This window comes from Leisingera sp. ABM4_103 (assembly GCF_056158685.1).
In genome coordinates this window covers 1,232,331-1,244,526 of the sequence record NZ_JBSWTU010000005.1, presented here as the reverse complement: position 1 = coordinate 1,244,526, position 12,196 = coordinate 1,232,331, and the positions used below count along the sequence as shown (strand labels likewise).

13 protein-coding genes are annotated in these 12,196 nt (G+C 64.5%); 5 read left to right on the top strand and 8 right to left on the bottom strand.

Annotation, left to right across the window (positions count from 1 at the left end; all coding sequences use genetic code 11):
* Nucleotides 1-2 precede the first annotated feature (2 nt).
* Both ACXAED_RS07510 and mutY read right to left on the bottom strand, forming a co-directional pair.
* Nucleotides 3-1,136: an alkane 1-monooxygenase gene (locus tag ACXAED_RS07510; RefSeq protein WP_475048342.1), complete on the bottom strand. Its 1,134-nt coding sequence runs from the start codon at nucleotides 1,134-1,136 to the stop codon at nucleotides 3-5.
* 84 nt (nucleotides 1,137-1,220) lie between these two features.
* Entirely contained in the window at nucleotides 1,221-2,285 is a 1,065-nt protein-coding gene (gene mutY / locus ACXAED_RS07505) for an A/G-specific adenine glycosylase (protein ID WP_475048340.1), read from the bottom strand.
* An 84-nt stretch (nucleotides 2,286-2,369) separates the two neighbouring features.
* On the opposite strand from mutY, the gene ACXAED_RS07500 reads away from it, so the two are divergent.
* Together ACXAED_RS07500 and ACXAED_RS07495 are read left to right on the top strand one after the other, a co-directional pair.
* Nucleotides 2,370-2,897: a DUF721 domain-containing protein gene (locus tag ACXAED_RS07500; RefSeq protein WP_475048338.1), complete on the top strand. Its 528-nt coding sequence runs from the start codon at nucleotides 2,370-2,372 to the stop codon at nucleotides 2,895-2,897.
* Nucleotides 2,894-3,565 (top strand): DsbA family protein, encoded by a 672-nt coding sequence (locus ACXAED_RS07495; RefSeq protein WP_475048336.1) that lies wholly within the window; start codon nucleotides 2,894-2,896, stop codon nucleotides 3,563-3,565. The genes ACXAED_RS07500 and ACXAED_RS07495 overlap by 4 nt, the downstream gene beginning before the upstream one ends.
* An 85-nt stretch (nucleotides 3,566-3,650) precedes the next feature.
* On the opposite strand, the gene lpxK is transcribed toward ACXAED_RS07495, so the two are convergent.
* The 5 genes from lpxK to ACXAED_RS07470 all read right to left on the bottom strand — a co-directional run bounded on the left by lpxK (nucleotide 3,651) and on the right by ACXAED_RS07470 (nucleotide 9,728).
* Nucleotides 3,651-4,652 carry a tetraacyldisaccharide 4'-kinase gene (gene lpxK, locus ACXAED_RS07490; protein WP_475048333.1) on the bottom strand — a complete coding sequence of 334 codons (1,002 nt, stop codon included), beginning with the start codon at nucleotides 4,650-4,652 and terminating at the stop codon, nucleotides 3,651-3,653.
* Nucleotides 4,639-5,832, bottom strand: a complete 1,194-nt coding sequence (locus ACXAED_RS07485) for a 3-deoxy-D-manno-octulosonic acid transferase (protein WP_475048331.1) — start codon at nucleotides 5,830-5,832, stop codon at nucleotides 4,639-4,641. The genes lpxK and ACXAED_RS07485 overlap by 14 nt, the downstream gene beginning before the upstream one ends.
* 113 nt (nucleotides 5,833-5,945) lie before the next feature.
* The gene (locus tag ACXAED_RS07480) at nucleotides 5,946-6,749 is read right to left on the bottom strand and encodes an inositol monophosphatase family protein (RefSeq protein ID WP_475048328.1); all 804 of its coding nucleotides are present in this window, start codon (nucleotides 6,747-6,749) and stop codon (nucleotides 5,946-5,948) included.
* Entirely contained in the window at nucleotides 6,736-8,082 is a 1,347-nt protein-coding gene (locus ACXAED_RS07475) for a TldD/PmbA family protein (RefSeq protein ID WP_475048325.1), read from the bottom strand. Before ACXAED_RS07475 ends, ACXAED_RS07480 begins: the two co-directional genes overlap by 14 nt.
* A 122-nt stretch (nucleotides 8,083-8,204) precedes the next feature.
* Nucleotides 8,205-9,728 carry a DUF2125 domain-containing protein gene (locus ACXAED_RS07470; protein WP_475048323.1) on the bottom strand — a complete coding sequence of 508 codons (1,524 nt, stop codon included), beginning with the start codon at nucleotides 9,726-9,728 and terminating at the stop codon, nucleotides 8,205-8,207.
* Nucleotides 9,729-9,863: 135 nt separating this feature from the next.
* Here ACXAED_RS07470 and ACXAED_RS07465 point away from each other — a divergent pair, with 135 nt between their 5' ends.
* Genes ACXAED_RS07465 through ACXAED_RS07455 form a run of 3 tightly spaced genes read left to right on the top strand, consistent with a single transcriptional unit; the run spans nucleotide 9,864 to nucleotide 11,904 of the window.
* Complete coding sequence (locus ACXAED_RS07465; protein WP_475048321.1) at nucleotides 9,864-10,613, top strand: SDR family oxidoreductase; 750 nt, start codon at nucleotides 9,864-9,866, stop codon at nucleotides 10,611-10,613.
* On the top strand, nucleotides 10,610-11,221 hold the full coding sequence (locus ACXAED_RS07460; RefSeq protein ID WP_475048318.1) for an enoyl-CoA hydratase/isomerase family protein: 612 nt from the start codon (nucleotides 10,610-10,612) through the stop codon (nucleotides 11,219-11,221). Before ACXAED_RS07465 ends, ACXAED_RS07460 begins: the two co-directional genes overlap by 4 nt.
* Nucleotides 11,218-11,904 carry a VOC family protein gene (locus tag ACXAED_RS07455; RefSeq protein WP_475048316.1) on the top strand — a complete coding sequence of 229 codons (687 nt, stop codon included), beginning with the start codon at nucleotides 11,218-11,220 and terminating at the stop codon, nucleotides 11,902-11,904. The genes ACXAED_RS07460 and ACXAED_RS07455 overlap by 4 nt, the downstream gene beginning before the upstream one ends.
* On the opposite strand, the gene ACXAED_RS07450 is transcribed toward ACXAED_RS07455, so the two are convergent.
* Complete coding sequence (locus ACXAED_RS07450; RefSeq protein ID WP_475048314.1) at nucleotides 11,901-12,194, bottom strand: HNH endonuclease; 294 nt, start codon at nucleotides 12,192-12,194, stop codon at nucleotides 11,901-11,903. The genes ACXAED_RS07455 and ACXAED_RS07450 overlap by 4 nt on opposite strands.
* Nucleotides 12,195-12,196 lie beyond the last annotated feature (2 nt).

Sequence of the window (12,196 nt, the reverse complement as noted above, 5' to 3'; positions counted from 1 at the left end):
CCTTACCTTGGCATCGGGTTCTGCGCCTTATTATAGGCGTACCAGTCGGTGATCTCGGGGTAGTACCGCTGCCGCCATCGGCGCACGCGGGGGTTCATTACCCGCCGCCAGAGGGGCGGGATCATCGCGGCGATGGTCATCACCGGATAGCCATAGGGCAGCTGCGGCGCGTCGGCCTCGGTATAGTTCTGCAGCAGCGGGAAACGGCGGTTCGGTTTGTAATGGTGGTCGGAGTGGCGCTGCAGGTTGATCAGCAGCCAGTTCGACGCCTTATGCGCCGCATTCCAGGAGTGGCGCGGCTGGACCGGCTCGTACTTGCCGTCGCCCAGGTGTTTGCGGGTCAGCCCGTAGTGTTCGACATAGTTGACCACCTCCAGCTGCCAGATGGCGGTGCCCGCCTGCACCAGGAACAAGAGCACGCCGGTCAGCCCGCCCAGCAGCAGCGCCAGCAGCAGCATGGCCGCTTGCAGAGCCCAGTAGCGGAAAAACGGGTTGGAACGGTCGGTCCAGGGGCGGTTTTTCCTGGCAAGTTTTTCCTTCTCGGCGCGGAAGGCGGAATGCCAGCATTGCCGCAGCACCCGCGGATAGAAACGGTGGAAGCCTTCGTTGTATCGCGCAGTGACCGGATCCCGCGGGGTGCCGACATAGCGGTGATGCACTAAGAGATGCTCAGACCTGAAATGGGAATAGAGCACCATCGCCAGCAGGATATCCCCAAGCCAGCGCTCGACCCGGCTGGATTGGTGCATCAGCTCGTGGCTGTAGTTGATGCCGACGGCGCCCGTCACCACGCCAACCCCGAAGAAGGCCGCGAATTTCTCGAAGCCGTTCAGGTGCTCCGCGCCACTGACATACCAAATCAGCCCGAACAGTGTAAGGAACTGCAGCGGCACCCAGGCTGCGGTCAGCGCCTTGTACCAATTCAGATCGCTGTCGGATGTCTCTGGGTCGGCGTTTTCCAGATTGAGCCCGAACATCCCGTCCAGCACCGCAAACAGGTGCCAGGTCACCAGCGGCGGCAGCAGCAGTGCCCAGCCGCCCTGCAGCGCCGCAATCCAGACCAGCGGCAGAAGCAGGAAGGACATCCAGAACGGCAGGGCGCTTTGCCAGCGGGAAAGAGTTTCGGGGGCAATCATGCCGGTGTCTCCCAATCAGTCAGCGCGCGTCTTGGCCGACCCTAGGCCCAAAGGTCTGAAAACCCAAGAGGGAGGCAGCGCGGCCTAGCCCCCCTTGCGCAAATCGAAGGCTTTGCGCATCACCGTGGGCAGGCTGGAGGGGCGGAAAGCGTGCCGCGGGATCAGTTCCTGCGCGGGATCCGGGTTGAAGCCTTCGGGCAGATCCGCTGTCAAAACCTGCAGGATAAGATGGAAATGGGTGAAGGTGTGGCGCACCTCTCCGCCCAGGTCCTGCCAATCCGCCGCGAAGGGGGGATTGGGGGCAGGGGCCTCGTTCCACTCCGACCCGGGCCAGCCCAGCATGCCACCCAGCAGCCCCTTGTCCGGGCGCCTTTCCAGCAGCCAGGTGCCCTCCGCGGATTTGGCCAGGTAGACGATGCCGTACCGGGTTGGCTTCGGCTTTTTGGGTGTTTTCTTGGGCAGTTCGGCAGCGGTGCCCGCGACCCGCGCCGCGCAAGGGTCCCGCCAGGGGCAGATGCCGCAGGCCGGGCTGCGGGGGGTGCAGATGGTAGCGCCCAGATCCATTACCGCCTGGGCATAGTCTCCGGGCCGCTGCGCCGGGGTCAGCTCCGCCGCGCGCTCCTTTAGCACGGGCTTTACCTCGGGCAGGGGATCGTGGATGTCATGCAGCCGGGCCATCACCCGTTCGACATTGCCGTCCAGCACGGTTTCCGGCAGGTCGAAGGCAATTGAGGCGATGGCGGCGGCGGTATAGGGGCCAATACCGGGTAGTTTGAGCAGGTCCTCGAAATTATCCGGGAAGTTGCCCTGCAGCTCATCCGCCACCGCTCGGGCGCATTTCAGCAGGTTGCGGGCGCGGGCATAATAGCCAAGGCCCGCCCATTCGCTCATCACGTCCGCGTCCTCTGCCGCGGCCAGATCCAGCACCGTCGGCCAGCGGCTGGTGAAGCGCAGGAAGTACTCGCGGACCGCCGCCACGGTGGTCTGCTGCAGCATCACCTCGCTGAGCCAGACCTTGTAGGGGTCGGGGCGGATGCCGGCCGCGCGCTCCGCCGGGCTGACGCGCCAGGGCATTTCGCGGGCATGCACATCGTACCAGGCCAGCAGCTCTCCGCTCATCATCCCTGCATTGCTGTTCAAGTCACGCATTCGTTATTCCTTGGCTTGCGGTTGGGCTGGCGCCTGTACCCGGGCTCTTTACAATAGGGTACGCAGTCGAGCAAAAGCTAGATCATGGCATTCAGGCGCAGCACAACACGCGGGTTCGCACGAACCTCCAAGCTCCTCAACGAGCAGATCCGCAAGGCGGGGGAAAGCCGGGGATTCGCGGTGTCCCGGCTGCTGACCCATTGGGAAGAGATCGCAGGCCCGGATATTGCCGCCATGGCGCGGCCTGTGAACGTCGGCTATGGCCGCGGCTCCTTTGGCGCCACGCTGACGGTGCTGACGACCGGGGCCAATGCGCCGATGCTGGAGATGCAGAAGGAACGCCTGCGCGAGAGGGTGAATGCGGTCTACGGCTTCAACGCCATCTCCAAGGTGCGGATCACGCAAACGGCACCGACGGGATTTTCCGACGGCCGCGTGGAATTCAAATATGCCCCCAAAGTGCAAGCGCCGCTGCAGCCGGACCCGCAGGATGCTGCGGAGGCCAGCAAGGCGGCGGCTGGGGTGGAAAACGACGATTTGCGCGCCGCCCTGGAACGCCTGGGGCGCAATGTGCTGACAAAACAGAAAACGCAAGGAAAGGGGTTCAAATGACCCGTCTCATGTCAGGTGTGTTTGCCGCTGTTGCGGTGGTTGCGGGTGGTTATGCCCTGTCCGGTTTCAACACCCAGAGCAATCTGCCGGAAAACCCGCTGGTTGGCGCCGCCTTTGCGCAAGAGGCCGAAGTGGACACCTCGACCATCACCGAGATGACCCTGGGCGCCGAGGATGCGCCGGTCACGCTGATCGAATATGCCTCCTATACTTGCCCGCATTGCGCCAATTTCCACAACACAGTCTTCAAGCAGCTGAAGGAAGACTACATCGACACCGGCAAGGTGAAGTTCATCTACCGCGAGGTCTATTTTGACCGCTACGGGTTGTGGGCGTCGATGATTGCGCGCTGCAACGGGCCGGAGAAGTTCTTTGGCATTTCCGACCTGATCTACAAGGGCCAGTCGGAATGGGCGCGCGCGGGCGGTGCGTCGGAGATCGTGGATGAGCTGCGCAAGATCGGCCGCCTGGCGGGGTTGGAGAACGAGCAGCTGGAAGCCTGCCTGCAGGATGGCGCCAAGGCGCAGACCCTGGTGACCTGGTACCAGGAGAACGCGACGGAGCATGGGATCGAGTCGACTCCGTCCTTTATCCTGAACGGCGAGAAGATTTCGAACCAGTCCTACGAGGAGTTCAAAAAACTGCTTGATGCAGAGCTGGAAGGCTGAGAAACAGCTCCGCTGCAACGATGGCAAGCCCGGGCCGTAGCCCGGGCTTTTCTCGCTTTAGAGCCGCAGCGAAACCCGTGGCGGTTCAAGGCGCGGGTGCCGCTTTCTTCAGCATGTCTTTCAAAGCGTCATCCCCGGCAACCTGCAGCCGCACCGGCAGGGTGATCACCTTGCGGCGGAAGCTGTCAGGCAGACGGACGGCATCCTTTTCGGTCGTAACAAGCTGTGCGCCGCGCATCTTGGACTCATTCTCCAGCCGGTTCAGCAGCGCCGGGGTCAGCGGCTGATGATCATCCAGCGCCTCGGCCCGGGCGATATCCGCACCGAGGCTGCGCAGGGTATTAAAGAACTTCTGAGGATGGCCGATGCCTGCGAAAGCAAGCACGCGGGTGCCATTCCAGGGCATCCCGGTTTGCAACGGCTCCAGCGCGCCCGTGAAATGCGGCAGGCCCTGCAGCTGGCTGTTCCAGGCGGCGGTAAATGCCTGCTGCGCCGGTTCGGCGCCGATTGAGAGCACCGCATCGGCGCGTTTCAATCCGGTGGCCACCGGCTCGCGCAACGGGCCGGCAGGCAGGCAGCGGCCATTGCCGAAGCCATGCTGTGCGTCGACCACGATCAGCGACAGGTTCTTTGCCACGGAGGGGTTTTGAAAGCCATCGTCCAGTAAGATGACCGTAGCCCCCGCTGCAGCAGCGGCACGGGCACCGGCGGCGCGGTCCTTCGCGACCCAGACTTCGCCAAAGGCGGCCAGCAGCAGCGGCTCATCGCCCGTTTGCGCGGCCTCATGCTGGCCGGGAAACACCTGCACGGGGCCTTCCAGCGTTCCGCCGTAGCCGCGGGTTACCACATGCGGCTCGTGTCCGAGGCTGCGCAGGGTTTCCAGCAGCCAGATCACCGTGGGCGTTTTGCCGGTGCCGCCTGCGTTCAAATTGCCGACGCAGATCACCGGCACGCCGGGCGCGGCGGGGCTGCCCTTGGCGACCCTGGACGCAGTGGCACGCGCATAGGCCCAGCCGAGCGGCGCCAGCAAGGCGGCCCGCAGATCGAATTCGCCCGGCGGCTTGTGCCAGAAGTCAGGTGCCCGCATGGGAATCCTCGCGCTGGTCCAGCAGACCCTGAACCTTTTCCATTAACGTGTCGGTTGTGGCGGCGCTTTCGGTCACGCTTTGCCAGCCGGCCAGGGCCATTTCCGCCGCCTTGTCCGGAGCAGACATCGCGACCACCGCATCGGTCATTTCCGCCTGCGTGCGCACGACCTGGGCAGCGCCGGCCATGGCCAGGCGCTCATACAGGTCGCGGTGGGCATGGACGCCGGGCCCGTGCAGCAGAGCCGATCCCAAGGCGGCTGCATCGAGCGGAGACTGGCCCTGGGCCGCGGGGTCCAGGCTGCTGGCAATCAGCGCAACCGGAGACAGCCGGTACCAAAGGCCAAGGTCTTCGCCGCCTGTCAGCAGCACCTGGGTGAAGTCCTCAGGCTCGCCCCCGGTTTCCCAATCGGCATATGACAGACCGCTGTCCTGGAGCAGGCCGCGCGCGGCATCCAGGTCCGCGAAGTCATCCAGCGCGACCACCAGCAAGAGCCGGTGCAGCAGCCGCAGTGCGCCCCGGTGGGCGTCCAGGATGCCAGGCAGCTCGCTGAGCTTGACGTGAGCCGCCAGCCAGACCGGGCGGCTGCCCAGTGTCTGCTGCATCGCGGCCAGCTCTTCATCGTTGCAGCCAGGCGGAGTCGCAGAGACCCGAAGTTTTCCTGCCAGCTCCACCCGCTCTGCCGGGAACCCCGCGCGGACCAGCCGCGCCTGTACTGATTTAGACGGTGTCAGGATGCAGGTGAGTCCTTCCAGCAACCGCCTCCGGTGATCCGGAAGCCAGCGGCTGCCCCGGTTCGGGACCTCGTCTTCCAGCAGGTCGGCCAGCAGCACACCGGTGCCTTGTTCACGCAGCTGCCGCAGCATGACGCGCCGGGCAGGAGTTCCGGTCCAGATGCAGGCATCAGGCTGCCAATGGCCAAGAAAGTCCCGCGCTTCCGCCAGCGTGTCCTCGGGCAGCGGGCCGACGGGGACATCGCAGCCAACGGTTCCGGTAAGCCGCAGGTCCGGTTCCCAGCTTGCCAGCACAGACAGGTCCGGGCGCAGGTTCTTGAGACGGCGGCCGATATCGCACAGCGCCAAATAGCGCTCAGGCGTTGTTGCATGCACCCACAGCAGCTCACCCCTGGGACGGGGCTGCAGTACGGATTGGCGGCTGGGAGCTGTGGTTCGCCGTTGCATCTGGTTCGATCTGAAATTTCCGGCCCAAGGTATCGGCAACATGCGGGTTTGTCTGTGAAAAACTTGTCGGCGGCGCAACCGCTGCTGTTACAGCCGCTTAAGGCCGTCTGCCGTCAATGTCCAGCAATGCCCGGGCTGGCCGGGTCAAGTGCATTCAAAAGAGCTTGGTGCAAAGTGCTGGCGCCGGCCACCACCCCGTTCAGGCGCGGGGTAGGGTTGTTGAAGCGCAAAGGGTTGCCGACCCTGTCGGTGATGGTGCCTCCGGCCTCGCGCAGCAGCAGATCGCCTGCGGCAATGTCCCACTCCCAGCTAGGCCGCAGTGTCAGCATGGCACCGAACCGGCCGTCGGCCACTTTGGCCAGGCGGTAGGCCAGCGACGGGCGGTAACTGCGGATGAAACCGGGCGGGGTGCCGCCCAGCCAATGGTGGCTTTGCAGGTTGGGCTTGGCGGCCAACACTTCTGTTAAGGCCAGATCCAAGGCGGAAGAAACTTGGATCGGCTCGCCGTTGCAAGCGGCGCCCTGGCCCTTGGCCGCGGTGTACATCAGATCCCGCTGCGGCAGGTAGATCACCGCCGCCGTCACCACGCCATTTTCCGCGACGGCGATGGAATGCGCCCAAGTACGGGAGCCCTGGGCAAAGCTGCGGGTGCCGTCGATCGGGTCGATGATGAAAACCCGGTCCCGCGACAGCCGCGCGGCGGTGTCCTCAGTTTCTTCCGACAGCCAGCCGTAACCGGGCCGCGCCTTTTGCAGCATGTCTTCGAGCATAGCATTCACGGCCAGGTCTGCTTCTGTCACCGGGCCTGCACCGCCGGGCTTGTCCCAGCTTCTGGCTTCGGGACCTGTGAAGCGGCATGCGATGTCTCCGGCCAGTTCCGCCGCTTTTACAAGCAGGGGAAGGTCAGTTGCCGGCAAGTGTCATCCCCTCGACCAGCAGCGACGGCACCACGGTGGACAGGTGCGTGCGCGCGTCATTGGCCGGAACAATCCGCCGCAGCATATCGTGCAGGTTGCCCGCAATGGTGCATTCGTTCACCGGATAGGCGATCTCGCCGTTTTCCACCCAGAAACCGGAGGCGCCCCGGGAATAGTCGCCGGTGTTGGGATTGATAGTGGAGCCGATCATTGAGGTGACCAGCAGGCCAGTGCCCATCTGTGCGATCAGTTCCTCGCGGCTGGCCTCGCCCTGGGTCAGCGCGATGTTCCAGGTCGAGGGCGAGGGCACCCCGCCGATGCCGCGGGCGGCGTTGCCGGTGCTTTCCAGTCCCAGTTTGCGGGCTGAGGCCAGGTCCAGTGTCCAGCCGGTCAGCACGCCGTTGCCCACCACGGTGCGGCGGCGGGTCGGCAGCCCCTCGCCGTCAAAGGGACGGGAGCCGGAAATCCGCGGGCGGTGGGGGTCTTCAATGACGGAGAGTGCTTCGGGCAGCACCTGCTGGCCCAGCGAATCCTTCAGCCACGAGGAGCCGCGGGCAATTGCCGCACCGTTAGCTGCCGACATCAGATGCCCGATCAGGGAGGAGGATATGCGTTCGTCAAACAGCACCGGGAAGCTGCCGGTCTTGGGCTTGCGCGCGCCCAGCCTGGCAACGGCCCGCTCGCCGGCAGTCTGGCCTATGTCCTGAGCGCTGCGCAGATCGCCCTGGAACGTGCGCGAGTCACCATCGTGGTCACGCTCCATGCCGGTGCCGGTGCCCGCGATTCCGGTGCAGGACAGCGACCGGCCGGTGCGCTGGTAGCCGCCGGAAAAACCGTTGGTGGCAGCCATATGAACAGCGTGGCGGCCATAGCCTGCGGCGGCCGACTGCACCTGGGTGATGCCGTCGATTTCCTGGCAGGCGGCCTCGGCGGCCAGGGCATCCGCCTGCAGGGCGGCGGGTTCCGGCTCGCGCGAGGGGTCTTCCAGCTCCAGCGCGGCCAGGTCCCAGTTTTGGGCCAGCTGCGACGGATCGGCGAGTCCGGCATAGGGATCCTCAGGTGCTTCCTTGGCCATCGCCACGGCGCGTTCGGCCATCGCGGCGATAGTTTCCGGGCGCATGTCCGACGACGACACCAGCGCCTGCCGCTTGCCCACAAACACCCGCAGGCCCAGGTCCGTGCCCTCGGAGCGCTCCGCATGCTCCAGCTTGCCCTCGCGCACTTCGATGCTGAGAGAGCTGCCCTCGGCAGCCATGGCATCAGCGGCATCCGCGCCAGCCTTGCGGGCGGCGTCAATCAGGGCGTGGCAAAGCGTTTCGGGGGACTGGGTCATGGGCACCTTCTGTTCTGCTCTGTAAAAGAGCTATCCAGTGAGGCGGCTTGCCGCAAGTGCGGGGTGCAAAAAAGGGGCCGCCAAAGGCAGCCCCCTCGCATTACCCATCAGTGATTTGACGTTTATTTGATGCGCTGGCCGTTGGCGTGGATCTGGCCGTCCTCTGAGATTTCGATCTTGGAGGTCAGCGTGTCCTCACCCTCGCCCGGCACGGCCAGCATGCCCATCATCATCCGTGCGCCCATGGCGTCGCCCTCGGACATCAGCCCCATACCGATCAGCTTGTCGATCAGGGTGTTGGCGCCGGTCAGCTTGAGGTTGGCCTCACCCGCCGGTGCGGGCATGCCGTCAAAGCTGGTCAGGTCCTCGTTGTTGAAGGTGAAGTCGCCGGTGCCGGTCAGTTCGGCGCCCGCAGCGGAAACCTGCAAATGCTTGACGGTCAGCGCGTTCAGCTCGCCCGGCTGTTCCTCGCCTGCTTCCACAGATTCCATGGCTTCCGGGTCGAACATGTCAAACAGCACCTTCCCCTTGCCGGCCAGGTCCAGAATGACGGTGGCCGGGTCATGCGGCAGCTGGCCGGTCGGGTCGACCATGCCCCACAGCATTTCCGGAACGGCAAAATCGCGCAGGGTAACGCCCAGGGCGAAATCCTGCTCTTCTTCGGATTGGGCAAGCGGCATCATCAGCTTGAACCCAGCCTCCGCCATGCTGAGCGCCAGCGGGAAGGGGATCTCGGATCCGGTGATGTTCACATTGGTGCCGGTCTGCGACAGGTCGTAGGTCAGGTGCTGCTTGTCCATCGCAACGGCGATCGAACCGCCTTGGGAGTTGCTTTCCATGGCAAAGCTTTCGCTTCCGTCCACCCCGGAAATGGACCCGTTGCCGCCGGTGAACGTGAATGTGCCGTCAAAGGCAAAACCGGCTTCCAGAAGCGCTGCCATGTCGGGGCCTTCAAGCCCCGCAGGCACGGTTCCGGTGCCCTTGAAGCTGAGACCTTCCAGCGCGCCCTTGAAGGTACCGGTGCCGTTGCTTTCCGGGTCGTTGAAACCCATGTCGTAGCTCAGGCTGGAGGCGGAAAGCGACTGCTTGTAGCTGCGCATTTCCGCGATCGTCATCGCGGTGGTCGTGGTTACATCGTTCAGGGTGACCTGCGCACTTGCCACGCCGTCCGGCACGGCCTCGCCATCGGCGGCCAGCTCAGCCAGTGTCATGGTGACCTTGGAGGAGCGGTAATCATAGCTCATGTTTTCGGCATCGCCGGCCACGATCATCGGGGAGCCGTCATGTGTATAGACAAGCTTGCCCGAGAAAGTTTCCCCGTCGGCGGAAAACTCGAACCCTACCGGGAATTCTGCGGGCAGCAACAGGTTCACGGTGCCATCGCCGTTTTCCACAAACCGGATCTCCGGCAGGCTGACAGTGCCCGATCCGTCCTCTTCGGGGATCGGCATGACCATCGAAACATCCGAGACGGTTAGGGTGCTGCCGGAAATGGATTCAGTGCCGGACACGGTATAGCCGGTGCTGGTCAGATAGGCCTTCCACTCAGCCCAGACGTCCTGCGCGCTGAGATCGGCCAGGGCGCCCTGGGCGGAAACAACCAAAATTGCCGCTGCGGCACCGCCGCGCGCAAAAATTCGGGACATTAGAGAACCTTTCTCTGTGAGATAATTGAAATCATCGTCGGCCCGGCGGGCAGTGCCGTCAAGGGGGCCATGGGCTGGACCGTTCCCCGTAACCGCTTTACCACTTGGGTCAGCAGCCACTTGGAGGGACAGCGAATGGATTTCAATGGAAAAACAGTTGCAATTACAGGGGCCAGCCGCGGTATCGGCGCAGATGCGGCCCGGGTGTTTGCCGCTGCCGGGGCTAATCTGGCCTTGCTGGCCAGAAGCGGCGAGGCGTTGCAGGAACTGGCGGCGGAGATCGGCGGGAATGTACTGACCTTCGCCTGCGACGTGGCTGACTACGCCGCGGTCGAGGCGGCGCTGTCCGAGGCGCATCACAAATTCGGCAGCCTGGACGTTCTGATCAACAACGCCGGGGTGATCGAGCCGATTGCCAGGCTGGAAGAGGCTGCGCCCGAAGACTGGGGCAAGCTGATCGACATCAACGTCAAGGGCGTGTTCAACGGAATGCGGGCCGCGCTGCCGCTGATGAAGCCAGCGGGCGGCGGCACGATCATCACCATTAGTTCCGGCGCGGCGCACCGGCCGCTGGAGGGCTGGAGCGCCTATTGCACCTCCAAGGCGGGGGCGGCGATGCTGACCAGCGCGCTGGACCTGGAGGAGCGCGGCAACGGCATCCGCGCCATGGGCCTGTCGCCCGGCACGGTGGCAACACAGATGCAGCGGGAGATCAAGGCCAGCGGCATCAACCCGGTGAGCGAACTGGAGTGGGAAGACCACATTCCCGCCGAATGGCCCGCGCGGACGCTGATGTGGATGTGCACGGCCGACGCGGACGACTATGTCGGAGAGGAAGTCTCCCTGCGCGAGGACAGCATCCGACAGCGGGTCGGGCTGGCATGATCGGGCTGGATATTGCGGACAACGGCCTGTGGACCATCACGATCAACCGTCCGGACAAAGCCAATTCGCTGACAGAGGCGATGCTGACCGAACTGGCGGAGATCGCTGAACGCGCGCAGGAGGCGCGCGGGCTTATCCTGACTGGCACGGGCAAGGTGTTCAGCGCCGGTGCTGACCTGGACGAGGCGCGGGCCGGGTTGGCGACCTCACCTGTGTGGGAGCGGCTGTCGGCGGCAATGGCCGCTGTTCCCTGCCTCAAAGTGGCTGCGCTCAACGGCACATTGGCGGGGGGAGCGAACGGCATGGTGCTCGCCTGCGATATCCGCATTGCGGTGCCGTCTGCCAAGTTCTTCTATCCGGTGATGAAGCTCGGTTACCTGCCGCAGCCCTCGGATGCTGGCCGGATGGCGGCACTGATCGGGCCTGCCCGCACCAAAATGATCCTGGCGGCAGGGCAGAAGATCACCGCGCAGGAGGCCTATGATTACGGTCTCGTCGACCGGATCGTGGAGCCGGACGCGCTGATGGGCACCGCGCATGAGCTGCTGGCGCACGCACTGGAGGCCAAACCGGAGATCGCCGCCGGGATTCTGAGGATGTGCCGGTGAAGCGGCTGTCCGGTGTGCAGCTGCAGGTGGAAGATCCCGAACGGCTCGCCCGGTTCTATTCGGATGTGCTGGGCATGGAGTTGCGGTCCGATGACGGGACCTGGCGTGCTGGCTATGCAGGGCAGGACGCAGACCTGATCCTGCAGCCGGGCGGCCGCCAGGTCCAGCACTCACGGGACGAGCGCTATTGGAAGATCGGCATTTGCCTGCCTAACCTGGACATCGCTTGCGAGCAGCTGCGGCAGAAGGGCGTGGAGGTCTCTGCCCCGCATCAGTTTCGCGATATTGGTTACATGGCGCATCTGCATGATCCCGAAGGATTTGCCATCGAACTGCTGCAGCATGACTTTCAGGGCAAACGGCCAGAAGAGGCGGGCGACCCGGCGCTGCCGCTGGGCGGCGGGGCGCATGTGGGGCAGATCACCTTGCGTACCGGCGACATCGCGGCAGAACTGGCCATGCGCGCGGACATGACGCTGCTGTCGGTTCAGGACGTGGCGGAATTCGGTTTTGAACTGCATTTCCTGGCCTACACCGACGAAACACCGCCGGATCCGGATCTGCGGGCTGTGGGAAACCGTCCATGGCTGTGGAAGCGGCCGTATACGACGCTGGAATTCCAGCATATTGCTGGAGCCGACCTGCGCGGCAGCCCGGCGTTTCTGGGGCTGGAGATTACCTAGCGCTTGCGCCGCTTGCCGGGCACGCGGGAGCGGAAGCCCGGCGGGCGTTTCTGCACCCAGGCAATGAACTTGGCCAGCCGCGGGTGTGTTTTCAGTGCTTCCGGCGTGCTGTAATCGCGCGCCAGTTCCGCTTCGCTCAGCGTCGCGTGAATCTCACGGTGGCAGATGTCATGCAGCAGCACCGTCGGCCCGCCCTTGCCTCCTTTCAGTTTTGGGATCAGATGGTGCAGGCTTTGCGGGACGCCGTCCGGAATGGGACGGCCGCAAAGCGGGCAGACCGGATCGGACATGT

Bases quoted from the DNA above. Each gene is read 5' to 3' on its own strand.
- ACXAED_RS07510 (WP_475048342.1), bottom strand. From the start codon at position 1,136: ATGATTGCCCCCGAAACTCTTTCCCGCTGGCAAAGCGCCCTGCCGTTC.
- mutY (WP_475048340.1), bottom strand. From the start codon at position 2,285: ATGCGTGACTTGAACAGCAATGCAGGGATGATGAGCGGAGAGCTGCTG.
- ACXAED_RS07500 (WP_475048338.1), top strand. From the start codon at position 2,370: ATGGCATTCAGGCGCAGCACAACACGCGGGTTCGCACGAACCTCCAAG.
- ACXAED_RS07495 (WP_475048336.1), top strand. From the start codon at position 2,894: ATGACCCGTCTCATGTCAGGTGTGTTTGCCGCTGTTGCGGTGGTTGCG.
- lpxK (WP_475048333.1), bottom strand. From the start codon at position 4,652: ATGCGGGCACCTGACTTCTGGCACAAGCCGCCGGGCGAATTCGATCTG.
- ACXAED_RS07485 (WP_475048331.1), bottom strand. From the start codon at position 5,832: ATGCAACGGCGAACCACAGCTCCCAGCCGCCAATCCGTACTGCAGCCC.
- ACXAED_RS07475 (WP_475048325.1), bottom strand. From the start codon at position 8,082: ATGACCCAGTCCCCCGAAACGCTTTGCCACGCCCTGATTGACGCCGCC.
- ACXAED_RS07470 (WP_475048323.1), bottom strand. From the start codon at position 9,728: ATGTCCCGAATTTTTGCGCGCGGCGGTGCCGCAGCGGCAATTTTGGTT.
- ACXAED_RS07465 (WP_475048321.1), top strand. From the start codon at position 9,864: ATGGATTTCAATGGAAAAACAGTTGCAATTACAGGGGCCAGCCGCGGT.
- ACXAED_RS07460 (WP_475048318.1), top strand. From the start codon at position 10,610: ATGATCGGGCTGGATATTGCGGACAACGGCCTGTGGACCATCACGATC.
- ACXAED_RS07450 (WP_475048314.1), bottom strand. From the start codon at position 12,194: ATGTCCGATCCGGTCTGCCCGCTTTGCGGCCGTCCCATTCCGGACGGC.